The organism is Streptomyces sp. NPDC006012 (genome assembly GCF_042871185.1).
Taxonomy (GTDB): Bacteria; Actinomycetota; Actinomycetes; order Streptomycetales; family Streptomycetaceae; genus Streptomyces.
Genome location: NZ_JBIAIE010000023.1, coordinates 18,493 through 43,196 on the forward strand (window position 1 = coordinate 18,493; position 24,704 = coordinate 43,196).

The 24,704-nt window shown below is 72.9% G+C and carries 21 protein-coding genes; 11 read left to right on the forward strand and 10 right to left on the reverse strand.

The features are described from left to right. Positions 1-58 precede the first annotated feature (58 nt). Both ACFYPJ_RS29950 and ACFYPJ_RS29955 read right to left on the reverse strand, forming a co-directional pair. Positions 59-1,114 (reverse strand): aldo/keto reductase, encoded by a 1,056-nt coding sequence (locus tag ACFYPJ_RS29950; protein ID WP_389023786.1) that lies wholly within the window; start codon positions 1,112-1,114, stop codon positions 59-61. 194 nt (positions 1,115-1,308) lie between these two features. Continuing rightward, entirely contained in the window at positions 1,309-1,464 is a 156-nt protein-coding gene (locus ACFYPJ_RS29955; protein WP_389023789.1) for a hypothetical protein, read from the reverse strand. A gap of 314 nt (positions 1,465-1,778) precedes the next feature. Here ACFYPJ_RS29955 and ACFYPJ_RS29960 point away from each other — a divergent pair, with 314 nt between their 5' ends. Both ACFYPJ_RS29960 and ACFYPJ_RS29965 read left to right on the forward strand, forming a co-directional pair. Next, positions 1,779-2,954 (forward strand): 4-hydroxybenzoate 3-monooxygenase, encoded by a 1,176-nt coding sequence (locus ACFYPJ_RS29960; protein WP_389023792.1) that lies wholly within the window; start codon positions 1,779-1,781, stop codon positions 2,952-2,954. A 211-nt stretch (positions 2,955-3,165) separates the two neighbouring features. Further along, positions 3,166-4,032 (forward strand): Bax inhibitor-1/YccA family protein, encoded by an 867-nt coding sequence (locus ACFYPJ_RS29965; protein ID WP_389023795.1) that lies wholly within the window; start codon positions 3,166-3,168, stop codon positions 4,030-4,032. A gap of 120 nt (positions 4,033-4,152) precedes the next feature. Here the strand turns inward: ACFYPJ_RS29965 and ACFYPJ_RS29970 are convergent, their stop codons facing one another. Then, positions 4,153-4,383, reverse strand: coding sequence for a DUF4287 domain-containing protein (locus ACFYPJ_RS29970; protein WP_389023798.1), 231 nt, complete (start codon positions 4,381-4,383; stop codon positions 4,153-4,155). 99 nt (positions 4,384-4,482) lie between these two features. Here ACFYPJ_RS29970 and ACFYPJ_RS29975 point away from each other — a divergent pair, with 99 nt between their 5' ends. Beyond that, complete coding sequence (locus ACFYPJ_RS29975) at positions 4,483-4,794, forward strand: hypothetical protein (RefSeq protein WP_389023801.1); 312 nt, start codon at positions 4,483-4,485, stop codon at positions 4,792-4,794. 42 nt (positions 4,795-4,836) lie between these two features. Here the strand turns inward: ACFYPJ_RS29975 and ACFYPJ_RS29980 are convergent, their stop codons facing one another. The 3 genes from ACFYPJ_RS29980 to ACFYPJ_RS29990 all read right to left on the reverse strand — a co-directional run bounded on the left by ACFYPJ_RS29980 (position 4,837) and on the right by ACFYPJ_RS29990 (position 8,577). Beyond that, positions 4,837-5,634 (reverse strand): hypothetical protein, encoded by a 798-nt coding sequence (locus ACFYPJ_RS29980; protein WP_389023803.1) that lies wholly within the window; start codon positions 5,632-5,634, stop codon positions 4,837-4,839. Positions 5,635-6,009: 375 nt separating this feature from the next. Continuing rightward, on the reverse strand, positions 6,010-7,230 hold the full coding sequence (locus tag ACFYPJ_RS29985; RefSeq protein WP_389023806.1) for an acetyl-CoA C-acetyltransferase: 1,221 nt from the start codon (positions 7,228-7,230) through the stop codon (positions 6,010-6,012). Between the two features lie 297 nt (positions 7,231-7,527). Then, positions 7,528-8,577: an SGNH/GDSL hydrolase family protein gene (locus tag ACFYPJ_RS29990; RefSeq protein WP_389023809.1), complete on the reverse strand. Its 1,050-nt coding sequence runs from the start codon at positions 8,575-8,577 to the stop codon at positions 7,528-7,530. 159 nt (positions 8,578-8,736) lie between these two features. On the opposite strand from ACFYPJ_RS29990, the gene ACFYPJ_RS29995 reads away from it, so the two are divergent. Next, positions 8,737-10,128: a cystathionine beta-synthase gene (locus ACFYPJ_RS29995; protein ID WP_389023812.1), complete on the forward strand. Its 1,392-nt coding sequence runs from the start codon at positions 8,737-8,739 to the stop codon at positions 10,126-10,128. Between the two features lie 597 nt (positions 10,129-10,725). Here the strand turns inward: ACFYPJ_RS29995 and ACFYPJ_RS30000 are convergent. Both ACFYPJ_RS30000 and ACFYPJ_RS30005 read right to left on the reverse strand, forming a co-directional pair. Then, positions 10,726-11,157 carry a hypothetical protein gene (locus ACFYPJ_RS30000; protein ID WP_389024017.1) on the reverse strand — a complete coding sequence of 144 codons (432 nt, stop codon included), beginning with the start codon at positions 11,155-11,157 and terminating at the stop codon, positions 10,726-10,728. Positions 11,158-11,419: 262 nt separating this feature from the next. Then, complete coding sequence (locus ACFYPJ_RS30005) at positions 11,420-12,094, reverse strand: carbonic anhydrase (RefSeq protein ID WP_389023815.1); 675 nt, start codon at positions 12,092-12,094, stop codon at positions 11,420-11,422. A gap of 408 nt (positions 12,095-12,502) precedes the next feature. Between ACFYPJ_RS30005 and ACFYPJ_RS30010 the strand changes: the two genes are divergently transcribed. From ACFYPJ_RS30010 to ACFYPJ_RS30020, 3 genes are all read left to right on the forward strand, one after another. Next, on the forward strand, positions 12,503-14,008 hold the full coding sequence (locus ACFYPJ_RS30010; RefSeq protein WP_389023818.1) for an aromatic amino acid ammonia-lyase: 1,506 nt from the start codon (positions 12,503-12,505) through the stop codon (positions 14,006-14,008). Beyond that, positions 14,008-14,850: a MurR/RpiR family transcriptional regulator gene (locus ACFYPJ_RS30015; protein ID WP_389023821.1), complete on the forward strand. Its 843-nt coding sequence runs from the start codon at positions 14,008-14,010 to the stop codon at positions 14,848-14,850. Before ACFYPJ_RS30010 ends, ACFYPJ_RS30015 begins: the two co-directional genes overlap by 1 nt. 201 nt (positions 14,851-15,051) lie before the next feature. Further along, a complete protein-coding gene (locus ACFYPJ_RS30020; RefSeq protein ID WP_389023824.1) occupies positions 15,052-15,672 on the forward strand; it encodes a hypothetical protein in 621 nt (206 codons plus the stop codon). 386 nt (positions 15,673-16,058) lie between these two features. On the opposite strand, the gene ACFYPJ_RS30025 is transcribed toward ACFYPJ_RS30020, so the two are convergent. Further along, positions 16,059-17,630, reverse strand: coding sequence for a diaminopimelate decarboxylase (locus ACFYPJ_RS30025; protein WP_389023827.1), 1,572 nt, complete (start codon positions 17,628-17,630; stop codon positions 16,059-16,061). Positions 17,631-17,755: 125 nt separating this feature from the next. On the opposite strand from ACFYPJ_RS30025, the gene hutU reads away from it, so the two are divergent. From hutU to hutI, 4 genes are all read left to right on the forward strand, one after another. Then, positions 17,756-19,420, forward strand: coding sequence for a urocanate hydratase (hutU, locus tag ACFYPJ_RS30030; RefSeq protein ID WP_389023830.1), 1,665 nt, complete (start codon positions 17,756-17,758; stop codon positions 19,418-19,420). 239 nt (positions 19,421-19,659) lie between these two features. Further along, positions 19,660-20,862, forward strand: coding sequence for an allantoate amidohydrolase (locus ACFYPJ_RS30035; RefSeq protein ID WP_389024021.1), 1,203 nt, complete (start codon positions 19,660-19,662; stop codon positions 20,860-20,862). Next, the gene (locus ACFYPJ_RS30040; RefSeq protein ID WP_389023833.1) at positions 20,859-22,232 is read left to right on the forward strand and encodes a formimidoylglutamate deiminase; all 1,374 of its coding nucleotides are present in this window, start codon (positions 20,859-20,861) and stop codon (positions 22,230-22,232) included. The genes ACFYPJ_RS30035 and ACFYPJ_RS30040 overlap by 4 nt, the downstream gene beginning before the upstream one ends. A 164-nt stretch (positions 22,233-22,396) precedes the next feature. After that, positions 22,397-23,569: an imidazolonepropionase gene (gene hutI / locus ACFYPJ_RS30045; protein WP_389023836.1), complete on the forward strand. Its 1,173-nt coding sequence runs from the start codon at positions 22,397-22,399 to the stop codon at positions 23,567-23,569. Positions 23,570-23,822: 253 nt separating this feature from the next. Here hutI and ACFYPJ_RS30050 read toward each other — a convergent pair whose 3' ends face one another. After that, positions 23,823-24,698, reverse strand: coding sequence for an RNA polymerase sigma factor SigF (locus ACFYPJ_RS30050; RefSeq protein ID WP_389023839.1), 876 nt, complete (start codon positions 24,696-24,698; stop codon positions 23,823-23,825). Between the last annotated feature and the right edge of the window lie 6 nt (positions 24,699-24,704).

A 24,704-nucleotide genomic window follows, 5' to 3' on the forward strand; every position in this document is an offset into this window, starting at 1 on the left:
CGTGCGGCGTTCCTGTCCCTGACGGCACCGCGTCGCGTGGTTCCTGGGGCGCCGCCGCTCAGAACTGGAAGGGCTGGGACGGCACGTCGTTGATCGTGGCGCCGGCCTGCTGGAGCTGCACCATGCCCGCCAAGTGCGGGTAGGGGAAGGCGAGGGTGGGCGTGGTCAGCTCGTCGAGGGCGGTGAGTTCGGCGGGAGTGAAGGTGACCGAGAGGGCCGCCAGCGCGCTGTCGAGATGGGCGGTGCGGCGGGTGCCGATGATGGGTGAGGTGATCAGCGGCTGCTGGAGCACCCAGGCGAGTGCGACCGAGGCGACGGAGCTGTCCTGCCGCTCCGCGATCGCGCCGAGGGCGTCCAGCACCTGGAAGACGGCTTCCGACAGGCGTGCCTGGGCCGTCTGGCCCCGGGCGGTGTCCTGCGGGGCGCGGTCGTCCCGGGTGTAGCGGCCGGACAGGACGCCCGCGGCGAGCGGGCTCCAGGGAGTGACGCCGAGCCGCAGCTCACGGGCGACGTCGAAGATCTCGCTCTCGGCGCTGCGGGCCAGCAGGGAGTACTCGGGTTGCAGGGCCACGATCGGTGCCCAGCCGCGGAACTCGGCGATGGTCGCGGCCCGGCCGATGGCCCAGCCGGGTACGTCGGAGAAGCCGACGTAGCGGACCTTGCCCGAGCGCACCGCGTCGTCGAGCGCGCAGACCGTCTCCGCCAGCGGGGTGTGCGGGTCGTGGCCGTGCAGCCAGTACAGGTCGATGTAGTCGGTGCCCAGCCGGCGCAGCGAGCCGTCCAGCTGTTCCATCAGGGCCTTGCGGCCCGCGCCGCCGCCGTTGGGGTCGCCGGGGAAGAGGTTGCAGGCGAACTTGGTCGAGATGACCAGCCGGTCACGCGTCCCGGGGCGGGCGGCGAGGAAGGCGCCGATCGTTTCTTCGGAGCGGCCGCCCGCGTAGACGTTCGCCGTGTCGATCACGTTGCCGCCGGCTTCGACGTAGCGCGACATGATCTCGAACGCGGTTTCGCGGTCGCAGCCGTGCTGCGGGTCGTCGAACAGCATCGTACCGAGAGTGAGGGGACTGACCCGCAGACCGCTGTGGCCGAGGGTGCGGTAGTCGTCGAGGCGCATGTCGTTCCTTACGTGTGTGCGGTCCGTGCTTGCCGTACTGCCCGGGGTACGTGAGTGCGTGGCACCGCGTGATACGGGTGGGGGGATCGGATTGCGCATGCGAATGATCCGGGGGTGCACGCCCTGATGGCTTCCCGGGGCGGTGCACAGCAATTGTTGCGGGAGCGGGCGCGGCGTGGCAGGGACAGATTTGCCTATGCATCGCAGTACCAGACAGGCCGGTCCAGGAACGCGCCGAGCAACCGACCGCCCACGGCCGCGGCGACGGTGCTGCCCGCGAGCAGGGCCGCCGCCGCGGCCGCCGATCCGGTACGGGCGAGCCCCGCCGGCATCAGCGCGGGTCCCGGCATCTCGTCCCCGGCAGGGGCCGCCGGCGGCCCGGCGAGAGGGGAGACCGGGCCGCGGCGGGACGCGAGACGCGTCGTAGGCGCAGCCCGTTGACACCCGGCGAGCGGGGTCGGAGACTCACGGAAATCCGGCGAAGGAAGCTTCACCGGTCGAACGCAGCGGGACACGGCGGAACCGAGCCTTCCCAGGGTCATGCGAGCCACGCATCCGTGCATCCGCGGACCGCGGACGACAACCACCGCAAACGAACACACGCATCCGCGAACCGTGCGGGCGAACACCGTGCACCGTGACGCCGTGGAAAGGGAAACGACCGATGCGTACCACCGTCGGCATCATCGGAGCCGGTCCCGCCGGACTCCTCCTCGCCCGGCTGCTGCACGTCGCCGGCATCGACTCGGTCGTCCTGGAGAGCCGCGACCGCGCCTACGTCGAGCACCGCCAGCGGGCCGGAATCCTGGAGCAGGGCACGGTCGACGTGCTGCGGGCGGCGGGTGCCGGTGAGCGCATGGACCGGGAGGGGCTGCGACACGACGGGATCGAGCTGCGGTTTGCCCGGCAGCGCCACCGCGTCGACTTCCCCGGGCTGACCGACGGGCGGTCCGTGCTGGTGTACGCCCAGACGGAGGTCTGCAAGGACCTCATCGCCCTCCAGTTGAGGGAAAGCGGACCGCTGCTGTTCGAGGCGGAGGCACTGGCCGTGGAGGACGCGGACACGACCCGCCCGCGCGTTCCGTTCCGGCGCGACGGCCGCGCGGACGTCCTGGAGTGCGACTACGTCGTCGGCTGCGACGGCTTCTGGGGCGTGGCCCGCACGGCGTTCCCCACCGAACTCTCCCAGGCATTCGAACGTACGTACCCTTACGGGTGGCTCGGCATCCTCGCCGACGTCGCCCCCTCCCACGACGAACTCGTCTACGCCCGCCACGACCGCGGCTTCGCCCTGCTGTCCATGCGCTCCCCGCAGGTCTCCCGCCTCTACCTCCAGGTGCCGGCGGACACGGACGCCGCCGACTGGAGCGACGACGCCGTCTGGGCGGAACTGGAGCGGCGTTTCGAGACGACCGACGGCTGGCGGCTGGAGCGCGGCCCGATCACCCAGAAGTCGGTCACGCCGATGCGCTCCTACGTGCACGAGCCCATGCGGTACGGCCGTCTCTTCCTCGCCGGGGACGCCGCCCACATCGTGCCGCCCACCGGCGCCAAAGGGCTGAACCTCGCCGTCGGGGACGTCGTCACCTTCGCCCGCGCGCTGACCCACCGCACGGAGACCGGCTCGGACGGGCTCCTGGACGACTACTCCGCCACCTGCCTGCGCCGCGTCTGGCAGGCGGAGCGCTTCTCCTACGACATGACGACCCTGCTGCACCCGGCCCCGGACGCCACCGCCTTCGAGCACCGCCTCCACATCGCCCGGCTGGAGCGCATCGCCGCCAACCGGGCGGCCCGGACCGACCTGGCCGAGGGCTACACGGGATTCCCGCTCGACTGACGCGCCTGCGGCGGCCGGTTCCGCCGGACGGCCGAGCGGCGGCGTAGCGGTTCTGTCATGGAATGCCGCTCTCCATGGCCGGGAATGAGGCTTCCGCGTAGCGTGTTCCGAGCACAGCTGGGAAAAGATCCTCCCCAGGTACTAGGGTCTATCCTTTGCCAACCTATTACTCTTGAGCCAAGGCCGCGCAGGGCGGCCATGGAGGAGTGAAATGAGGAGCAGCAACCCGGTCTTCTCGCGACGGGGGTTCAGCCGCGACAACGGCTACGCGAGCTTCAACACCGCGCCGCAGGCCGGGTACGCGACGGGCAACCCGTACGCCCAGGGCGGCAACCCGTACGCGACGAATCCCTACGCCCAGCAGACCCAGCAGCACGGCGCCCCGCCGCAGGCCCCGGCCACCGCCGACCGGATGACGATGGACGACGTCGTCATGCGCACGGCCACCACGCTGGGCGTGGTCGCCCTCGGCGCCGTCCTCGCCTGGGCCCTGCTTCCGGTCTCGTCCAGCAGCTTCGGCCTGGCCATCGGCTCCGCGCTGATCGCGGCGGTCCTGGCCCTGGTGCAGAGCTTCAAGCGCACCCCGTCCCCCGCCCTGATCCTGGGATACGCCGCCTTCGAGGGCGTCTTCCTCGGCGTGATCAGCGAGATGTACAACAGCCGGTGGAGCGGTGCCCCGTTCCAGGCGGTGCTCGGCACCCTGGCGGTCTCCGCCGCGACCCTGGTCGTCTACAAGGCCGGCTGGATCCGCGTCACCGCGCGCTACGCCCGTATCGGCCTGGCCATCGCGATGGCGTTCCTGCTGGTCATGGTGGTCAACCTGCTGCTGGTGGCGTTCGGCGTCGCCGGTGACGGCGGGCTGCGCAGCTTCGGCCCGCTCGGCGCGATCGTGGGCATCATCGCGATCCTCCTCGGCGCGTTCTTCCTGACCCTCGACTTCAAGCAGATCGAAGACGGCATCGCCTACGGCGCCCCGCGCAAGGAGGCATGGCTCGCCGCGTTCGGCCTGACCCTGACCCTCGTGTGGATCTACGTGGAGATGCTGCGGCTCGTGGCGATCTTCAGCAGCAACGATTAGCCGGTAGCCGGTAGCCGGTAGCCGGGGATTCGTCCGACTGCCGGTCGTGACGGCCGGCCGGTGACAGCGCGAAGGGCCCTGGGGATCTCCCGGGGCCCTTCGACGTGATGGACACACGCGCTAGAGGAGTTTGCGCGCGGCCCTCCTCAAGTCGTACTCATGAACAAGCGCCTTGGCGTGGCCGTACGCGAGATTGTGCTCGTGGCGGAGCCAACTGACCTTCTCCTCGAAGCGGAAGAGGGCGGGGCCTTCGGCGACGGTCCGCAACCAGTCGGAGACTTCACGACCGGTGCAGCGGGGGATGCGGGCGAGCAGATTTCGGTGGGTCTCTTCCGAGAAGACTTCGGACATCGGCGCCTCCGGACGCATTCGAAGCCAGTCCTTCACGCCACCGTGCCTGAGTGTTGGCATATTGGCAACACTCCTGGTAGGAGGCGTTACGCTCACCGCGTGGTAGATACGACGCCCCTCACTCATGCCGTGGATCACTTCGCCGACCGGCTGCGGGCGGCCCCGCAGAGCCGGTTGCAGCGCAGCGCCGCCGCGGAGGCGCTGGGCCTGGCCAGGGAGTTGGCCGTGCGCGCCCAGCAGATCGAGGACCCCACGGTGGAGCCGCGGCAGATGCCGGACGCCGGCATGTTCGCCGCCGCGGACCAGATCACCGTGGCCGGACACGATCTCGCCCTCGTCCTCAGGAGCGACACCGAGGTGGCGGAGGCGGTGCTCCTGGTGAACGAGGCCCGGCAGCGCGCGGGCGTGTGAGCGGACGTACCGGAGCGTGACCGGGCGGGAGAGCGGACGGTTCTAGAGGGACGCGATGACCCGGTCGGCCAGGAGGTACACGGTCTCCTCGCCGCACGCGAACGTCAGCGTGTACGCGCCCGAAACGCCCGAGCCGCCCAGCAGGACCGGTGCCTCGCCGGAGCGCAGGGCCGCCGCCAGGCGTTCCGCGGTCTCGCGGTGGCTGGGGGTCATGCACAGGGTCGTACCGTCGGCGAACACGTAGACGTCGAGGGTGCCGAGCGGGCCGGGCCGGACGTCGGTCAGTTCCACGCTGGACTCGGCCAGCTCCTCCAGGGCGGACAGGGTGCGCTCGTGGTCGCCCACGACCGGCGACTGCATCGGCACGAAGTCCGGGTGCGAGGGGTGCCGGCGGCGGGCCGCGGCCAGCTCGGGGGAGTCTCCGCCGGAGAACTCGTCGGCCTCCGCCGCCGGCTCGGCCAGCGGTTCGGCGACCGGCTCCAGGCCCACGAAGTCGGTCTGCCGGGGCAGGAACGGCTCATTGTCGCCGAGGCCCAGCAGCGAGGGCGCGTCGGAGGCGTCCCGGGCCTCCTGCGCGGCCCAGAACGCGCGCGCCTCGGCCAGCTCACGCTCCCGTTCCTCGGCGAGTGCCTCGGCGACGGCGGCGCGTATCTGTTCGGTGTCGGTGGCGGTGCGGGCGGCGGGCAGCAGGGCGCGTGCGGCAGCCGCCTGGCTCTCCGCGAGCTGGGTGTGCAGGGCCGCGACCTGGCGCCGCAGCACGAGAACGGTGCGCAGGACGGCGACGCCCACGGCGCCCGTGGCGGCCGTGGTGAGCAGCAAAGTGATCGGCATGGCGCTCACTGACGTACTCCCGGTTCAAAGTCGACCCCCGACTTCCTACATCAGCTTGAAGGGCGGACTAACCAGCTGTCAGTGCGTAACGTCACGAAACGGACAGGACTTTGGGCCCGGGGGTTACCTCCGTAACCGCTCTGACCTGCGGGATATCTCCCGGAAGGGAGATAGGTCACATCCTGGGGGAGATTGGATCACAAATCGACCCGGTGTTCGGTTCATTGGCGAACGCCGGGCCGGTGCGGTCACGTCGGGTCCCGAGGCGGTCACCGTGCGGGGCCGAGGCGGTCGCCGTGCGGTGACCGCGGCGCCCGTCGGCGACGACCGAGCGCCACGGTTCCGGGGGCGACGCTTTGCCGCCACACCCCGGGACGGATGCCGTCAGCTCAGGCGTTCGAGGACCATCGCCATGCCCTGGCCGCCGCCGACGCACATCGTCTCCAGGCCGAACTGCTTGTCGTGCCACTGGAGCGAGTTGATGAGCGTGCCGGTGATGCGGGCGCCGGTCATCCCGAAGGGGTGGCCGACCGCGATGGCGCCGCCGTTGACGTTCAGCTTGTCGAGGTCGATGCCGAGTTCGCGGTAGGAGGGGATCACCTGGGCGGCGAACGCCTCGTTGATCTCGACCAGATCGATGTCGTCGATGGTCAGGCCGGCCCGGCGCAGCGCCTGCCGGGACGCCTCCACGGGGCCGAGCCCCATGATCTCCGGGGACAGCGCGGACACCCCGGTCGACACGATCCGGGCGAGCGGGGTGAGGCCCAGCTCGCGCGCCTTGGTGTCGGACATGATGATCACCGCGGCGGCCCCGTCGTTCAGCGGGCAGCAGTTGCCCGCGGTGACCAGCCCGTCCGGGCGGAAGACCGGCTTGAGGCCCTGGACGCCCTCCAGGGTGACACCGGGGCGGGGACCGTCGTCCTTGCCGACCACCGTGCCGTCGGGGAGCGTCACCGGTGTGATCTCGCGCTCCCAGAAGCCGTTCTTGATGGCCGTCTCGGCGAGATTCTGCGACCGGACGCCGAACTCGTCCATGTCCTGCCGGGTGATGCCCTTCCAGCGGGCCAGGTTCTCGGCGGTCTGCCCCATCGCGATGTACGCGTCCGGGACGAGGCCGTCCTCGCGCGGGTCGTGCCAGGTGGTGCCCTCCCGGGCGGCGACCTCGGCGGTGCGGGTCTCGGCCTCGGCGAAGACCGCGTTGTGGGTGTCCGGCCAGCTGTCGGAGCTGCCCTTGTCGAAGCGGGACACCATCTCGACCCCGGCCGAGATGAAGACGTCGCCCTCCCCGGCCCTGATGGCGTGCAGGGCCATCCGGCTGGTCTGCAGGGACGAGGAGCAGTAGCGGGTGATCGTGCAGCCCGGCAGGTGGTCCATGCCCATCTGTACGGCGACGATCCGGCCGAGGTTGTTGCCCTGCTCGCCGCCGGGCAGGCCGCAGCCGAGCATGAGGTCGTCGATGTCCTTCGGGTCCAGCGCGGGGACCTTCGCCAGGGCGGCCTGGATGACCGTGGCGGTGAGGTCGTCCGCGCGCAGTTCGGTCAGGGAGCCCTTGCGGGCACGGCCGATGGGGGAGCGGGCGGTCGAGACGATGACGGCTTCGGGCATCACGGCTCCAGGGCGATCGGACGGGGGCAGGGCTCTCCTGTGAAGCTACCCGTACGTATTGTCGCGGTCACGGGTGGCGTGATGTGACGCTGACCGCAGTTTCCTAAGCGCTTGCTTTTAGGAGTCCGGGCCGCCCCTGGATTGTCCTGTCGCGTCGTCCTCGACCGCCCCTGGGCTGTCCCGGGGCGGCTGCCGGCTGTCCGCCGGACTGTCTGCCGGGCTGGCCGCCGCACTGCCCGCCGGGCGGTCCGCCGCAGGAACGGCGGCGGGGTCGCCCGGCGGGGGCGGCGGCTGCGGTCAGGAAGGCTGCGCCGACGGTTCGGAGGGTTCGGAGGGTTCCGAGGTCGGCTCCGGCTCGTTGACCCGGCGCCTGCGCCGCCGCTTGAGCAGCGCCCACGGTCCCCGGGGACCCGTCGGCATCGCAGCCGTGACCTCCGTACCTCCCTCGGACGCGGCCTCCGCCGCCGCCCGGGCGACCGGCAGGAAGCCCTCGCGCCGCGACACGTCCGGACGTTCCTCGTCCGCCGGCCACAGGCCCAGGACCGCGCACACCGTCGGCAGCACCGCCATCGCCGCCGTCGCATACCCCTCGGCCGAGGGGTGGTAGTTGTCGGGACCGAACAGCTCGCGCGGGTTCGCCGCGAACTCGGGGCCCAGCAGGTCGCCCAGGGACACCGTGCGGCCCCCCTGCTCCACCACCCCGATCGTCTGGGCCGCCGCCAGTTGCCGCGAGGCCCGGCGGGCCAGCCAGCGCAGCGGCTGCTGCACCGGCTCGATGGTGCCCAGGTCGGGACAGGTGCCCACGACGACCTCGGCGCCGGCCGTACGCAGCCGCCGGACCGCCGCCGACAGATGCCGCACCGAGCGGGTCGGCGGCATCCGGTGGGTCACGTCGTTCGCGCCGATCATGATGACGCAGACGTCCGGCACCGGGTCGCCCCCGGACGTCACCTGCGCCACCTGACGGTCCAGGTCGTCCGACTGCGCGCCGGGCAGGGCGACGTTCCGCAGTTCCACCGGGCGCTCCGCCACCGCCGCCAGACCGGAGGCGAGCAGCGCGGCCGGCGTCTGGCCCGCCCGGTGCACGCCCTGGCCCGCCGCCGTGGAGTCGCCGAGCATGACCAGCCGCAGCGGTGGTTCGCCGGGGACGGCGTAGGCCCGGCCGTAAAGCCCCTCCGCCGACGGGACCCGGTCCGCCGTGCCGTTGCCGACATGGCGTTTGGCCATCTGCACCTCGGCCAGCAGCAGACCGACGGCGGCCGCCCCGACCAGCCCGGCTCCGCCCCCGCCGTACGCTGCGCCGGCCGCGATCCGCCGGGCCACCCTCGCCCTCGACATGCTCGTCATACGTCGCCGTCACCTCCTCGTTGCCGTTCACCCAGTCCTTGCCCCGTACCGCCCGTCGGCCAATCTCAACAGCGAGTGAACGACCGTTCCGCGCGGGCCCGCGGCCTTAGGCTGGCGGCACACGATGACCACACTTTGTGCAAGCAACCGGAGACAACGGTGCAATTCCACGACTCGATGATCAGCCTCGTCGGCAACACCCCGCTGCTGAGGCTCAACAGCGTGACCAGGGGCCTGGAGGCGACGGTCCTGGCCAAGGTCGAGTACTTCAACCCGGGCGGAAGCGTGAAGGACCGCATCGCCCTGCGCATGATCGAGGCCGCCGAGCAGAGCGGGGAACTGCAGCCCGGGGGCACGATCGTCGAGCCGACCAGCGGGAACACCGGTGTGGGCCTGGCCATCGTGGCCCAGCAGAAGGGCTACCACTGCATCTTCGTGTGCCCGGACAAGGTGAGCACCGACAAGATCAACGTGCTGCGGGCGTACGGGGCCGAAGTGGTCGTCTGCCCGACCGCCGTGGCGCCCGAGCACCCGGACTCGTACTACAACGTCTCCGACCGGCTGGTGCGCGAGACGCCCAACGCGTGGAAGCCGGACCAGTACTCCAACCCCAACAACCCCCTCTCGCACTATCACTCGACCGGGCCCGAGCTGTGGGAACAGACCGAGGGCCGCATCACCCACTTCGTGGCGGGCGTCGGCACGGGCGGCACCATCTCCGGCACCGGCCGCTATCTGAAGGACGTCAGTGACGGCCGGGTCAAGGTGATCGGCGCCGACCCGGAGGGGTCCGTCTACTCCGGCGGCTCCGGGCGGCCCTACCTGGTCGAGGGCGTCGGTGAGGACTTCTGGCCGACCGCGTACGACCGCACTGTCGCCGACGAGATCGTCGCCGTGTCCGACAAGGACTCCTTCCAGATGACCCGTCGGCTGGCCAAGGAAGAGGGCCTGCTGGTGGGCGGCTCCTGCGGCATGGCGGTGGTGGCCGCGCTGCGGGTCGCCGAGCGGCTGGGCCCCGACGACGTCGTGGTGGTCCTGCTGCCCGACAGCGGCCGCGGCTACCTCAGCAAGATCTTCAACGACGAGTGGATGGCGGACTACGGCTTCCTGGAGGGCGAGGGCCCCAGCGCCCGCGTCGGCGACGTGCTCAACGACAAGGTCGGCGGGCACATCCCGTCCCTCGTCCACATGCACCCGGACGAGACCGTCGGGCAGGCCATCGAGGTGCTGCGCGAGTACGGGGTCTCCCAGATGCCGGTGGTGAAGCCGGGCGCCGGGCACCCCGACGTGATGGCCGCCGAGGTGGTGGGCTCGGTGGTGGAGCGGGAACTGCTCGACGCACTCTTCAGCAACCGGGCCTCGCTGGAGGACCCGCTGGAGAAGCACATGTGCGCCCCGCTGCCCCAGGTCGGTTCGGGTGAGCCGGTCGCCGACCTGATGTCGGTGCTCGAAGCGGCGGACGCGGCGATCGTCCTGGTCGAGGGCAAGCCGACCGGTGTGATCAGCCGGCAGGATCTGCTGGCCTTCCTCGCCAGGGGCGGAAAGCAGTAGCGAAACTCCGGTGCACCGCCCGGGGCGGCGGCGAACTCGCGGTGTCCTGTGCCTTCGGCGCCGTCCCGGAAGTGGTACGAGCGCGACACGTGCGCGCAGCACCCGCTTAACACGCGTCCGGCACATTGGTGGGTGTCGGCAGGGTGATGGAGGTACCTCCCAGGCGCTGAGCGCCGGGGGAGGCTCCCCGCCCCGGCCGACGGCCGAACGGCGCCTAGGACCTCCGGAGCGGCTCCCGGACCTCCATGGACGCCACGGACGCGCAAGCCCGGCCCCGACCCGGCCCGCGTCCTTCGCGGGGACCGCCGTCGTCCCGCCCCCCGGCAACGGGGGTGCGGCGGTCCCCGCGCGTTTTCTTTCCACGCGCTCGGGGTTCCGGTGCATTGTGCGCGGGCGCCGCGGGTTCCGGCCGCTGGTCCGCCGGGGCTGTGGTTTCCGGCGGCTCGTTCCCGGGCGCGCATGTCTGCGGTGCTGCAGCTTCCGGTGCTTCGATCGCCGGTGCGGCGGTGTCCGGTGATTTCCCCGGTGCTGCGGTTTTGACCGTGGCTTCTCCGGGTGCCGCGGATCTGGCGGTCGTGGGGAGCGGCCCGCTGCCCGTCACTCCTCCCAGTCGTTGCCCCCGGAGCGTGCGCCGTGGCGCATCCGGCCGAACAGGCCCGGCGTGGTGCGTGCCGCCTGGACCGCGTTGACGCCGACGATGCCCGCCCAGGCGACGATCAGACCGGGCAGGTGGGCGACGCCGCCGCCGATCGCCGACAGCGGGACCGCGAGCACCAGCGAGACGATGCCGAAGCCGAACCGCTCGCCCCAGGAGTCGGTCGCCTTCGGGGACCGGGAACCGCGCGCGACCTGCAACTGCTGCTCGGCGAGCTGCCTGCGCACCCGCCGCTCCACCGTGCCGTCGATGCGCTGGTCGACCTTCTCCAGGAAAGAGTCGACCAGGGCTGACTCGTACTCCTCGCCGAGTTCCCTGCGCGCGTGCAGGGTGGCGTCGAGTTCCTTCTTCAGGTCGGTGTCCTGCGCGTCCATTCCGGTCATACGGCCACGGTAGGGACCGGACCGGCCGGTCGCACGGGGGCTAGCCCCCCCTTTTTTGGCGCGGGGGTGACCGGGGCCGGGCGGTGGCCCAGGCCGGCGGTGGCCCGGACTGGCGGTGGCCCGGACTGGCGGTGGCCCGGACTGGCGGTGGCCCGGACCGCGAGGCCGTGGCTGTTCAGCGGGCGGCCTCGGCGACTGACCTCAGCGCGCTGACTCGGTGCGCGAACTCGGAGCGCAGCCCCGGCCCGCGACCTCAGGGCAGCAGCGAGACGACCCCGGTGTCGAGGTCGCAGCGGGCCGCCGCGACGTGGGCCGGGGCGAACGCCGGGTCCGCACGGATGGCGTCCCGCACCCAGGTGGTGTGGGCGCGCATGGTCAGCTCGGCCCAGTCGCCGGGCACCGACCGGGTCCGGCGGGCCGCGGGGGTGATCTCGTCGACCAGCAGCCGCAGGTGCCCCGGTACCGGCGCACCCGTCCGCAGGTGCTCCAGGGTGGCGGCGATGGCACCGCAGCGCTCGTGTCCGAGCACCAGGACCAGGGGGATGTGCAGTTCTTCCACGCCGTACTGGACGGAGGCGAGCACCGCCTCGTCGAGCACCTGGCCGGCGGTCCGGGTGCACAGCAGGTCCCCGAGCCCCTGGTCGAAGACCAGCTCGGGCGGTACGCGGGAGTCGATGCAGCCGACGACCACCGCGATGGGGTGCTGCTCGGCGGCCGGCACCCGGCGCCGTCGGCGGTCCTCGCGCGGGTGGCGGGGGCGGCCGGCGGCATAGCGCCGGTTGCCCGCGAGCAGTTCGTCCAGGGCGGTGGGCGCGGGGTGCGGGGGAGGAGACAGGGGGCCGGGCGCGGTCGCCGCCGCTGTCGCGGGGGCGGCGGCCAGCGCGCCGACGGCGGTGGCCGTCAGGAAGGCCCTGCGGTTCGGGACCATGACGCTTCCTCAGGGGTCGTGCTTGCAGCGCATCCTCACGGTATGCATGCGAACGATGGCCCTGAGTGGCAGTTTGAGGATCCTTGGCCGACCTGCCGGTGCATCGTCGCCACCGCGACACCGGCTTTTGGCCGGTCTCCGGCGCGGACGTACCCCGCTCCGGCGTACGGGGCGCGCGGCGCCGCACGCCGGGCCGGGGCGGGGCGCCGGAGTGCTTCCGCGGCACCGTCGGGCCGTGTGTCCGCGCCCCCTCCGGCATCTCCGGCGAGCTGCCCCTTGCTCGGCTGTATAACATCATGCAGAGTTCTTGATGCCTGAATATGTTGTCGATGCCTCAGTGGCGGTCCGCCGCTGCGGATGGCCGAAGGCCGAGAACGACTGTCCTGGTCCGAGGGGAGTCCGAGCGTGATGTCGTCCCGGATCGTCGATGTGCCGGGGGCCCTGCACAGCGGCCTGGTGATCCTCGACGGGGTCGGCCTCGGCGTCGACGACGTCGTACGCCTCGCCGACGGGACCGCACGGCCCGTCCCCGGCACCGACGCGATGCGGCGCGCGGAGGAGTCCTGGAACGTGGCCCGGACGATCGCCGCCACCGGACGCGTCTACGGCCGCTCCACCGGCGTGGGCGCCAACCGCACCGAGGACGTACCCACCGAGACCGCCGCCGGCCACGGCCTGCGCTTGCTGCGCAGTCACGCGGGCGCCATCGGCGACGAACTCCCGGCCCGGCAGGTACGGGCCATGCTCGCCGTCCGCGCCAATCAACTGCTGGCCGGCGGCGCCGGACTGCGGCCCGGTGTCGTCACGGCGCTGTGCGAGGCGCTGGAGAACGGCGCCCACCCGGTCGTCAACGAGTTCGGTTCGGTCGGCACCGGCGACATCGCCGCGCTCGCCCAACTCGGCCTCGCCCTGGCCGGGGAGCATCCCTGGCGGGGCTCGGGCGCCCCGGCGCCCCAGCCCCTCGACAACAACGACGCCCTCGCCCTGATCAGCAGCAACGCGCTCACCCTGGGACAGTCCGCGCTCGCCCTGCACGAACTGCGCGGCCTCGTCGCCGCCACCCAGGTCGTCGCCGCGCTCTCGCTGCTCGCGGTCGACGGCTCGCACGAGGCGTATGCCGCCCCCGTGCACGCCGCCCGCCCGCACCGCGGCAGCGTCGAGGTCGCCCGCCGGATGCGGGAGCTGATCGGGGCGGCCGAGCGGCCGACACCGCCGCTCGGCCGCATCCAGGACCCGTACGGTTTCCGCTGCCTGCCCCAGATACACGGGCCCGCGCACGACGCGGCGGACGCGCTGGAAGCGGTTCTCGACGTCGAGTTCAACGCCGCCGCCGAGAACCCGCTCATCTCGGTCGCCGACCTGACCGCCTACCACCACGGCGGCTTCTACCAGGCCCAACTCGTTCTCGCCCTGGACCAGTTCCGGCTGGCCCTCACCCAGGTCGCCCGGCTCTCCACCTCCCGGCTCTCCACCCTCAACGAGCCCGCCTACACCCGGCTGCGTCCCTTCCTCGCCGACCCCGAGCCCGCCTCCTCCGGAGTGATGATCCTGGAGTACGCCGCCGGGGCCGCCCTCGGCGATCTGCGGGCCTTCTCCGCACCCGCGTCGCTCGGCCACGCTGTACTCTCCCGAGGCGTCGAGGAACAGGCCAGTTTCGCCTCGCTCGCCGCACGTCAGACACTGCGCGCCTGCCGTGCGTACCGTCTGGTGGTGGGCTGCGAACTCGTCGCCGCCGTACGGGCGTTGCGTCAGCGCGACCTCAGGCTCGACCCGGACCTGCCGGTGGGCCGGGCGCTGGCGCTCGCCGAGCAGGTGCTCGACGAGGACCCGGCCGACCGGCCGCTCACGGACGACGTGACGGCGGCGGCCGGCCTGCTCGACCGGTTGACGGACATCTGGAGGGGGAAGGCGTGATGAGCGTGACCGACAGCCCTGCGACCCGTTTGCAGACGCTTTTCGAGGGGCACCGGCTCACACCGACCCAGCGGCGCATCGCGCACAGCATGGTCCGGCGGGCCGCCGACGTGCCGTTCCTGTCCAGCGTGGAGCTGGCCGAACTGGCCGGGGTCAGCCAGCCGTCGGTGACCCGCTTCGCTGTCGCCCTCGGCTTCGACGGCTACCCGGCCCTGCGCAAGCACCTGCGGGACGTCGTGCCCGCCGAACCGGCCGCGGACGCGGCGTCGTACAACGAGTACCAGCAGGCCGTGGAGGCCGAGATCGAGAACCTCCGGCATCTGGCGGAGGTGCTGGCCGACCCGCGGCCGGTGCAGCAGGCAGGCCGGACCCTGGCCGCCTCCCGGCCGCTGCCGGTGCTGGGGCTGCGGGCCGCCGCCTCGCAGGCGTACGGATTCGCGTACTTCGCCGCCAAGGTGCACCCGGACGTCCGGCTCCTCAACGAGGGCGGCACCATGGTCCACGACCGGATCGACGCGGCCGTCCGGGCGGGGGCGAGCGCGCTGCTGTGCTTCGCGCTGCCGCGGCACCCGCGGGAGGTCGTCGACACCCTGGCCCATGCCAAGGGGGCCGGGCTGACCGTGGTCACCGTCGCCGACTCGGCGTTCGCGCCCGTCGCCCGCTATTCCGACCTGCTGCTGCCCGCCGCCGTCGGCACCGGGCTCGCCTTCGACACCGCGTGCGCGCCGATGCTGCTGGGGCGGGTGCTGCTGGAGGCGATGTGCGACGACCTGCCGGACGCGCAGGCGCGGCTGGAGGACTTCGACACCGGGGCCGCGGCGCGCGGGCTGTTCGTGGAGTGAGCCGGGGCGGTGCCCAGGGGCGGTGCCGGGCGCCGGTGACCGGGGGTGGTGCCGGGCGCCGGTGACCGCGCGGGGTGATCGGGCCGCGGGGCCGTTGAGGTGGTGCGGCGCGCGGTGGCCGGGCGCTCTCAGACTTGTCTCACGTTGCGCCGTTAACGTGCCTGCTCGCAGTCGAAGGAGCCGGGCGACGGGAGGTCGGACGTGGCACGCGGAGGACGCGGGGGACAGGAAGGGCGCGGGGGACGCGGCGGACAGGGGCTGGCCCGGGTGGCCGTCGTCCTGCGGGCCGGAGCGGCGCCGCTGTGGTGGCTCGGGGTGTTCGCGGCGGGTATCGGCGTGATCCTGCCCGGGATGACGGGACGCCGGATCGGTGTCATGGGCGGGGCCGCGCTGTTCGTCGTCGGCGCCGTCGCGGTGGCCTGCACCCGGCGGAGGCGCTACGCAGCCCTCGCCGGCGCCGCGGCCCGCGCGGGCAAGCACGACGTGCTCCAGGACCGGGCGGTGACGGTCCGCAACTGGCGCCGCGGCCACCGCTGGTGGCTGCTGCTCGCCTTCCTCGTCGCACTCGGCAGTTCCTTCGCCGTGCCCGCCGCGGGCGGCATGCTGCTGGCCGGTACGGGCACCGGGCTGCGGCTCAAGGCCGCCTGGCTGGGACGGCGCGAGCGGGACGGGGACGCGCTGCTGTGGGTGCGCGTCGACTGGCTCGACGGGCGGGCCGGCCGTCCGGCGGGCAAGACGGTCAGGGCCTACCGCGGGACGGGTATCGCGGCGGGCGACGCGGCCCCGGGCGGATCCCGCCGCAGCACCGCGGCACTCGTCTGACGCCGGGGACGGAGGTCGGACTCGGGCGAGGACGACGGCGACGGCGCGGCCGAGGGGCGCGGGCCAGGACGGTGGCTCGGAGTGCCTGCGCGGTGTCGGGCCGGCCCTGGTGACGTGCCGGCCCGGTGGCCGGCCACCGCCGCCCGCCCACCCGATTGCCTGTACGGGCCTGTTCCGAGCCTGTCGGGGTCGGCCACGGCTTGTCCGGGCCGGTTCCCTCGGCTCCTCGGCCTCTCGGCTCCTCGGCCTCTCGGCTCCTCGGCCTCTCGGCCTCTCGGCTCCTCGGTCCGGACTCCGGGCGAGCGGCGGCGGCGTGGGCACGGTGTGCGGCAGGGGCGGCCGGTCACCCCTCGGCAGGGTCGGCCCTCACACCTCGGACTGACGCGTCAGGGGTGCCCGGGCGCCCGGAGGGCGGTGAGCGCGGCGGCGTGCTCCCCGCCGGAGTCGGCCACCACCTCCTCGACCGTCTGCGGCGAACGCACCGTCGCGAAGGCCACCCCGTCCGCGTTGTCCCCGCCGCTCGCGTCGGCCTCGCCGTCCATGCCGTCCGCCACGAAGCCGTACACCCCCGGCCGGGTCAGGGAGTTGTACGAGTAGTGGTGGGCGAAGTAGTACGCCCCCGTGTCCAGCGCCGCCGCGTAGTCCCCCTGGTCGAGCGGGGGCAGCGTGCGGCCCTCGGCCAGCAGGTCGCCGGAGAAGCAGGCCGGTCCCGCCACGTCCTGCACCACCCCGGGCCCGGACTTGGGCCGCCCCTCGGCGTCGTAGGAGGCGATCCTGAGCGGCCACGCCGCCGGGGCGTAGACCGTGCGCGTCGCCACCTGCACGCCCGCGTGCGTCACCGCGACCCGCCGTCCGCCGGCGGTCTTGGCGTACTCCACCCGCGCCACCACGGTGCCGTGCTTGGCCAGCAAGGACCGCCCGAACTCGGTGACCAGCCCGTACCGCCCGTCGAACAGCCCCGGCACGGCCTCCCGCAGCACGCGCGCGTACTGCGCGTACGTCGGCGTCATCGCGTCCGAGTCGAAGTTCACCGGCAGCCCGCCGCCGATGTCGACGGTGTCGATCTGCCGTCGCCCGACCCGCGCGTTGATCTCCTCGGCGAGCGCGTACGTCTCCGCCACGCCCCGCGCCAGCAGCGCCAGCGGAATGCCCTGCGAGCCGGTGTGCGCATGCAGCCGGGTCAGCCACGGGCGGTCCAGGAAGGCCCGTATGACCCACTCGCGCGCGCCTTCGTCCCGCAGCGCCACCCCGAACTTCGAGGTCGCCGTCGCCGTCGAGGTGGCCCCGATGGAACCCCCGCCGATCTGCGGATTGACCCGGATGCCCACCGGGGACGCGAGCGGGGCCGCGGAGCCCGCGGCGCCGTGGGCGTGCACGAGGACGTCGACGCGGTCCAGTTCCTGCGGGTTGTCCGCATTGACCGCGATCCCCAGCGCCAGCGCCTCGCGCAGTTCCTCCGGGGTCTTGGCGGGCGAGTCGAGCACGATGCGCCGGGGTGGCACCCCGGCCGTCCGCGCCAGCGCGAGTTCGCCCGGGCTGGCCACCTCCACGCCGATGCCCTCGCCGTCCAGCAACCGCAGTACCGCGACCAGCGGGGTCGCCTTCACGGCGAAGGCGTGCAGCACCGGCGTCCCGGGGGCCACCACCGCGTCGAACGCCGCCCGCAGCGCGGCCGCCGACTCCCGGATGCCGGTGACGTCCAGCAGCCCGACGACGGGAGCAGCGGGCCCGACCAGCCCTTGTGCCACGGCGGCCCGCACCGCCCGGTCACGCCGGGCGGCCCGCTCGGCACCGTCCCGCCCGTCTCCGTGCGAATCGTCCCGTACGTCCCCGTGTCCCCCGTCGCCGTACGTGCCCTCGTGCGTCTCGCCGGACGCCCCGCCCGTGTGTCTGTCTTCGCCGGTGTTCACGGCGCCCCCGTCCAGTCGTTGCCTGAGCCCATGGATCCAGCCAAACATCCGCGACGCGCCCATGGCCGCCCGCCCCCCGTATTGACTAGCCCTATTCATCAGGCAAGGATGTGAATAGAGGTGTCAACAGGCAGCACGAACCCGCGGTGACCGACCCGCCAAGGAGGCAGACCATGTCAGGACCTCGCGCCGTACGAGCGCCGCGCGGCACGGAACTGAGCGCCCTGGGATGGCAGCAGGAGGCCGCCCTGCGGATGCTGCAGAACAATCTGGACCCCGAGGTCGCCGAGCATCCCGACAAGCTCGTCGTGTACGGCGGCACCGGCAAGGCCGCCCGCGACTGGCGCTCCTTCGACGCCATGGTCCGCACGCTGAAGACCCTCAAGCAGGACGAGACCATGCTGGTCCAGTCCGGCCGGCCGGTCGGCGTCATGCAGACCCACGAGTGGGCCCCGCGCGTCCTGCTCGCCAACTCCAACCTCGTCGGCGACTGGGCCAACTGGGAGGAGTTCCGCCGCCTGGAGGCCCTCGGCCTGACGATGTACGGCCAGATGACCGCCGGTTCCTGGATCTACATCGGCACGCAGGGCATCCTCCAGGGCACCTACGAGACCTTCGCCGCGGTCGCCGCGAAGAAGTTCGGCGGCAGCCTCGCCGGGACGATCACCCTGACCGCGGGGCTCGGCGGCATGGGCGGCGCCCAGCCGCTCGCCGTCACCATGAACGACGGCGTCGCGATCTGCATCGACTGCGACCCGCGCGCCATCGAACGCCGCATCGAGCACCGCTACCTCGACGTCCGGGCCGACTCCCTCGACCACGCCCTGCGGCTGGCCGTCGAGGCGCGCGACGCCCGCCGTCCGCTGTCCATCGGCGTCCTCGGCAACGCGGCCGAGCTGGTTCCGCAGCTGCTCGCGATGAACGCCCCCATCGACATCGTCACCGACCAGACCTCGGCCCACGACCCGCTGGCGTACCTGCCGCTCGGCGTCGCCTTCGAGGACATGGCCTCCGCCGCCGCCAAGGACCCGGCCGGTTTCACCACCCTCGCCCGTGAGTCCATGGCCCGGCACGTGGAGGCCATGGTCGGCTTCCAGGACGCGGGCGCCGAGGTCTTCGACTACGGCAACTCGATCCGCGGCGAGGCCCAGCTCGCGGGCTACGACCGGGCGTTCGCCTTCCCCGGCTTCGTCCCCGCCTACATCCGCCCGCTGTTCTGCGAGGGCAAGGGACCCTTCCGCTGGGCGGCCCTGTCGGGCGAGGCGTCCGACATCGCCAAGACCGACAAGGCCATCCTGGAGCTGTTCCCGGAGAACGAGTCCCTGGCCCGCTGGATCAAGCTGGCCGGTGAGCGCGTCCACTTCCAGGGCCTGCCCGCCCGGATCTGCTGGCTCGGCTACGGCGAGCGCGACAAGGCCGGCGAACGCTTCAACGACATGGTGGCCTCCGGAGAACTGGCGGCCCCCCTCGCCATCGGCCGCGACCACCTCGACTGCGGCTCCGTGGCCTCCCCGTACCGCGAGACGGAGGCCATGCTCGACGGCTCCGACGCGATCGCCGACTGGCCGCTGCTGAACGCCATGGTCAACGTGGCCTCCGGCGCCTCCTGGGTGTCCATCCACCACGGCGGCGGCGTCGGCATGGGCCGCTCCATCCATGCCGGCCAGGTGACGGTGGCCGACGGCACGAAGCTCGGCGGCGAGAAGATCCGCCGAGTGCTCACCAACGACCCGGGCATGGGCGTCATCCGGCACGTGGACGCGGGCTACGACAGCGCGGAGTCGGTGGCCGACGAGCGCGGGGTGCGGGTGCCGATGCGCGAGGGTGACGACGCGTGAGCCGAGATCCGGGCAGGAACGGCGGCTCTCCGGCGGGGGCCGATGCGTTGCTGCCGGCCGCGGGTTCGGCGGCGTCGTCGGCCAGGGGGCCAGCGGCTTCAGCGTCGGCCAGGGGCCCGGCGGCCTCGTCGTCGGCCGTGGGATCGGCCGTGCCCACCCGCCCCCAGGAAGCACCGGCCGGCCCGGATGCAGGGGGGACATCCTCCCCCGGCGAGACGCGCACGCCCTCCTTCCAGGAGATGTGGGCCGAGCTGCTGCCCATCGGGCGGCACCCCGGTACCGGCGGCTACCGCCGCTACGCCTGGACCGCGGCCGACGCCGAGTGCCGGGCCTGGTTCCGTGAGCAGGCCGAGACCCGCGGACTCACCCACGAGATCGACCGGAACGGCAACCAGTGGGCCTGGCTGGGGGACCCGGCCGCGTCGGATGCCGTGGTCACCGGCTCCCACCTCGACTCCGTGCCCGACGGCGGCGCCTTCGACGGCCCCCTCGGCGTGGTGTCCGCGTTCGCCGCCCTCGACGAACTGCGCAACAGGGGAACGCGGTTCACCAGACCGCTCGCCGTCGTGAACTTCGGCGACGAGGAGGGCGCCCGGTTCGGGCTCGCCTGTGTCGGCTCGCGGCTGGCCGCCGGACAGCTCACCGTCGAGCAGGCGCACCGGCTGACCGACGGCGACGGCATCACCCTGCCCCGGGCCATGGCCGCCGCCGGACACGACCCCGACGCCATCGGCCCGGACCCCGAGCGGCTGGCCCGGATCGGCGCGTTCGTCGAACTCCACGTCGAGCAGGGCCGGGCGCTGGACCTGTCCGGTGACCCGGTCGGCATCGCCGGTGCGATCTGGCCGCACGGGCGGTGGCGGTTCGACTTCCGCGGCGAGGCCAACCACGCCGGCACCACCCGGCTGGCGGACCGGCGGGACCCGATGCTGCCGTACGCCGAGACCGTGCTCGCCGCCCGTCGCGAGGCACGGCTGGCCGGCGCCGTCGCCACCTTCGGCAAGATCGCCGTCGAGCCGAACGGGGTCAACGCCATCCCCTCCCTGGTGCGCGGCTGGCTGGACTCCCGTGCCGCCGACCAGTCGGCCCTCGACACGGTCGTCACGGGCGTGGAGCAGGCCGCCCGCGAGTACGCCGCCGCCCACGGTGTCGACTTCGACGTCGTCCGCGAGTCCTTCACGCCCGTCGTCGAGTTCGACCAGGCCCTGCGCGACGAACTCGCCCGCATCCTGGGCACGGACACGGAACTGAAGGTGCCGGTCCTGGGCACCGGCGCGGGACACGACGCGGGAATCCTCTCCGGGAGCACTCCGACCGCCATGCTGTTCGTGCGCAACCCCACCGGCGTCTCGCACTCCCCGGCCGAGTCCGCCGCCGAGGACGACTGCACGGCCGGGGTGACCGCGCTCGCCGACGTACTGGAAGGGCTGGTCCGCAGGTGACGCCGACGCAGGAACCGCAGTCCGGGCAGACCGGGCACCCCCGGACGTACTGGCTGGAGCACGCCTGGCTCGACACCTACGTGGAGCCGGGGGTGGCCGTCGACGTGCGGGACGGGCGGATCGCCGCCGTCCGCACCGGCGTCGCCGCCCCGCCGTCCGGTGCCGAGATCCTGCGCGGCCTCACCCTCCCCGGGCTGGCCAACACCCACAGTCACGCCTTCCACCGCGCCCTGCGCGGCACCGTCCAGGTCGGCTCCGGCACCTTCTGGACCTGGCGCGAGGTCATGTACTCCGTCGCCGACAGACTGACCCCGGACACCTACCACGCGCTGGCCCGCGCCGTGTACGCGGAGATGGCGCTGGCGGGCGTCACCGCGGTCGGTGAGTTCCACTACGTGCACCACGCGCCCGGCGGCACCCCCTACGCCGACCCGAACGCCATGGGCGAAGCGCTCATCGCCGCCGCCGCCGAAGCCGGGATCCGCATCACCCTCCTCGACACCTGCTACCTCTCCGCCGGCTTCGGCAGCCCGCCCGACGCCCATCAGCGCCGTTTCTCCGACGGCACCGCCGAGGACTGGGCCACACGCTGTTCAGTTCTCAAGGAGCGGGATCACGCACGGATCGGCGCCGCCGTCCACTCCGTACGGGCCGTGCCCGCGGGGCAGTTGGCGACGGTGGCGCGCTGGGCGGAGGAGCGCCGGGCCCCGCTCCATGTGCATCTGTCCGAGCAGACCGCCGAGAACGAGGCCAGCCTCCAGGCGCACGGCTGCACGCCCACCCGGCTCCTCGCCGACCACGGTGTGCTCGGGCCGCGCACCACCGGCGTGCACAACACCCATGTCACCGACGAGGACATCGCCCTGCTCGGCGGCTCCGGCACCGGCACCTGCATGTGCCCGACGACCGAACGGGACCTGGCGGACGGCATCGGCCCCGCGGCGGCCCTGCAGCGCGGGGGCTCCCCGCTCAGCCTCGGCTCCGACAGCCACGCCGTCGTCGACCTGCTCGAAGAGGCGCGCGCCATGGAACTGAACGAGCGCCTGCGCACCCGCACCCGGGGCCACTGGACGGCCGCCGCCCTGCTGCGGGCCGCCACCGCCGACGGGCACGCCGCGCTCGGCTGGGACGAGGCGGGCGCCATCGAGGCCGGTGCGCTCGCCGACCTCACGACGATCGCGCTCGACTCGGTCAGGACCGCGGGGCCGCTGCCCAGACTCGGCGCCGAGACGGCCGTATTCGCGGCGAGCGCGGCGGATGTGCGGCACACGATCGTCGCCGGCCGGCACGTGGTGCGCGACGGGGCGCACACGCTCGTCCCCGATGTTCCGCGGGCGCTGGCGGCGGCGGTGGAAGCACTGCGCGCCTGACGCCCGCGCCCCGTCCACTCCGTCCGCCCGCCGGCGAGGCAACCGCCAAGGACGCCACCGAGGACCTTCTCAAGGCCCCTGCCAGGGACTTTCTGAAGGCCCCCGCCCAGGACCGCACGAAGGCCCCCGCCAAGAACCCCGCCCAGGACCCCACCAAGGACGCCATGAGCAGCACCGTCATCACCGACATCGCCACGCTGGTCACCAACGACCCCTCCCTCGGCTGCGGGTCCCCCCTCGGTCTGATCCAGGACGCGGCCGTCGTCATCGACGGCGACCGGGTCGTCTGGACCGGTGAATCCAGCAAAGCACCCGCCACTGACAATCGGGTCTCCGCCGGCGGCCGGGCGGTGCTGCCGGGCTTCGTCGACTCGCACTCGCACCTGGTCTTCGCGGGTGACCGCACCGCCGAGTTCAACGCCCGCATGTCCGGCCGCCCCTACCAGGCGGGCGGCATCCGCACCACGGTGGCGGCCACCCGCGCCGCCACGGACCGGGAACTGGAGGCGAACCTCACCCGTTACCTGTCCGAGGCGCTGGGCCAGGGCACGACGACGTTCGAGACGAAGTCCGGGTACGGCCTGACGGTCGACGACGAGGCACGGGCGCTGCGCATCGCCGCCGCCCACACCGACGAGGTCACCTACCTCGGCGCGCACATCGTGCCGCCGGACCACGCCGCCGACCCGGCCGGATATGTCGCACTGGTCACCGGCGAGATGCTGGACGCCTGCGCTCCGTACGCGCGATGGATCGACGTCTTCTGCGAGCAGGGCGCCTTCGACGGCGACCAGGCCCGGGCGATCCTCACCGCGGGCCGGGCGAAGGGGCTGCACCCGCGCATCCACGCGAACCAGCTCTCGTACGGCCCCGGCGTCCAGCTGGCCGTCGAACTGGACGCGGCGAGCGCGGACCACTGCACCCACCTCACGGACGCGGACGTCGACGCCCTCGCGAGCGGCCGTACGGTCGCCACGCTGCTGCCCGGCGCCGAGTTCTCCACGCGCGCCCAGTGGCCCGACGCCCGCCGGCTGCTGGACGCGGGCGTCACGGTCGCGCTGTCCACGGACTGCAACCCCGGTTCGTCCTTCACGTCCTCGGTGCCCTTCTGCATCGCGCTGGCCGTGCGGGACATGGGCATGACCCCCGACGAGGCGGTGTGGTCGGCCACGGCGGGCGGCGCCGCGGCCCTGCGCCGCACCGACATCGGCCGCCTCACCCCCGGCGCCCACGCCGACCTGGTCCTCCTGGACGCCCCGAGCCATGTGCACCTGGCCTACCGGCCGGGAGTACCCCTGGTCACCGGGGTGTGGCGCCGCGGCACCCGAGTCCTCTGAACCGGCCCCGGCCGCCGCCTCACCCAGCCGTCCGTGTCCTCTTCGTCCCCTTCATCCCCTTCTCCTCTTCGTCCTCCTCGCACCAGAAGGCCGGTACGTCGTGGCGACGTACCGGCCGGCGGGGCGCCCGCAGTGGGCAGGAGGACTGTCGGGTACGGGTGGCGTTACCCCAGGTGGCCCGGGTAACCCAGGTAACTCCGGTAGCCCGAGGGATGGCGTCCGGGCTTCGCGGGGGGCCGGGGCCCGGGGACGGTCATTCCTCCACTGTCAGGCCGTCGCGCAGCCGGCCGAGCGTCCGTGACAGCAGCCGCGACACGTGCATCTGCGAGATGCCGAGTTCCTCGCCGATCTCCGACTGGGTCAGTCCCGCGACGAAGCGGAGGGAGAGGATCCTGCGGTCCCGTGACGGGAGTTCGGCGATGAGCGGCCTCAGCGACTCGACGTACTCGATGCCTTCCAGCCCGTGGTCCTCGTAGCCGATGCGGGCCGCGAGCGCGCCCTCGGCGTCGTCCTCCTCGGGCTGGGCGTCCAGGGAGGAAGCGGTGTACGCGTTCGAGGCCGCCATGCCCTCGACCACCTCGTCACCGGAGATGCCGAGCCGTTCGGCCAGTTCGGTCACCGTCGGCGCGCGGTCCAGCTGCTGCGCCAGGTCGTCGCCGGCCTTGGCCAGGTCGAGGCGCAGCTCCTGGAGCCGGCGCGGCACCCGCACGGACCACGAGGTGTCGCGGAAGAAACGCTTGATCTCGCCGATGATGGTCGGCATCGCGAAGGTCGGGAACTCGACGCCGCGGGACAGCTCGAAGCGGTCGATCGCCTTGATCAGGCCGATCGTGCCGACCTGGATGATGTCCTCCATCGGCTCGCTGCGGGAGCGGAAGCGTGAGGCGGCGAACTTGACCAGCGCGAGGTTCAGCTCGACGAGCGTGTTGCGTACGTACGCGTGCTCGTGGGTGCCTTCCTCCAGCGACTCCAGCCGCTCGAAGAGGATCTTGGACAGGGCCCGCGCGTCGACGGGGCCGATCTCGTCGTACGGGGGGATCTCGGGGAGCCCCGCGATGGGATCCAGCTGTTCCGGTGGGGGTGTCGACGTCGCGGTCGGGGTATGCGATGCGTCGAGCCGGGGTGACATGGTGTC

Excerpts from the sequence above, each read along its gene's own strand:
- ACFYPJ_RS30025 (WP_389023827.1), bottom strand. The coding sequence starts at position 17,630 with ATGTTTGGCTGGATCCATGGGCTCAGGCAACGACTGGACGGGGGCGCC.
- ACFYPJ_RS29955 (WP_389023789.1), bottom strand. The coding sequence starts at position 1,464 with ATGCCGGGACCCGCGCTGATGCCGGCGGGGCTCGCCCGTACCGGATCG.
- ACFYPJ_RS29990 (WP_389023809.1), bottom strand. The coding sequence starts at position 8,577 with ATGACGAGCATGTCGAGGGCGAGGGTGGCCCGGCGGATCGCGGCCGGC.
- ACFYPJ_RS30000 (WP_389024017.1), bottom strand. The coding sequence starts at position 11,157 with ATGGACGCGCAGGACACCGACCTGAAGAAGGAACTCGACGCCACCCTG.
- ACFYPJ_RS30010 (WP_389023818.1), top strand. The coding sequence starts at position 12,503 with ATGTCGTCCCGGATCGTCGATGTGCCGGGGGCCCTGCACAGCGGCCTG.
- ACFYPJ_RS29960 (WP_389023792.1), top strand. The coding sequence starts at position 1,779 with ATGCGTACCACCGTCGGCATCATCGGAGCCGGTCCCGCCGGACTCCTC.
- ACFYPJ_RS30015 (WP_389023821.1), top strand. The coding sequence starts at position 14,008 with ATGAGCGTGACCGACAGCCCTGCGACCCGTTTGCAGACGCTTTTCGAG.
- ACFYPJ_RS29950 (WP_389023786.1), bottom strand. The coding sequence starts at position 1,114 with ATGCGCCTCGACGACTACCGCACCCTCGGCCACAGCGGTCTGCGGGTC.
- ACFYPJ_RS30050 (WP_389023839.1), bottom strand. The coding sequence starts at position 24,698 with ATGTCACCCCGGCTCGACGCATCGCATACCCCGACCGCGACGTCGACA.
- ACFYPJ_RS30005 (WP_389023815.1), bottom strand. The coding sequence starts at position 12,094 with ATGGTCCCGAACCGCAGGGCCTTCCTGACGGCCACCGCCGTCGGCGCG.
- ACFYPJ_RS30035 (WP_389024021.1), top strand. The coding sequence starts at position 19,660 with ATGTGGGCCGAGCTGCTGCCCATCGGGCGGCACCCCGGTACCGGCGGC.
- ACFYPJ_RS29970 (WP_389023798.1), bottom strand. The coding sequence starts at position 4,383 with ATGTCCGAAGTCTTCTCGGAAGAGACCCACCGAAATCTGCTCGCCCGC.
- ACFYPJ_RS29985 (WP_389023806.1), bottom strand. The coding sequence starts at position 7,230 with ATGCCCGAAGCCGTCATCGTCTCGACCGCCCGCTCCCCCATCGGCCGT.
- hutI (WP_389023836.1), top strand. The coding sequence starts at position 22,397 with ATGAGCAGCACCGTCATCACCGACATCGCCACGCTGGTCACCAACGAC.
- hutU (WP_389023830.1), top strand. The coding sequence starts at position 17,756 with ATGTCAGGACCTCGCGCCGTACGAGCGCCGCGCGGCACGGAACTGAGC.
- ACFYPJ_RS29965 (WP_389023795.1), top strand. The coding sequence starts at position 3,166 with ATGAGGAGCAGCAACCCGGTCTTCTCGCGACGGGGGTTCAGCCGCGAC.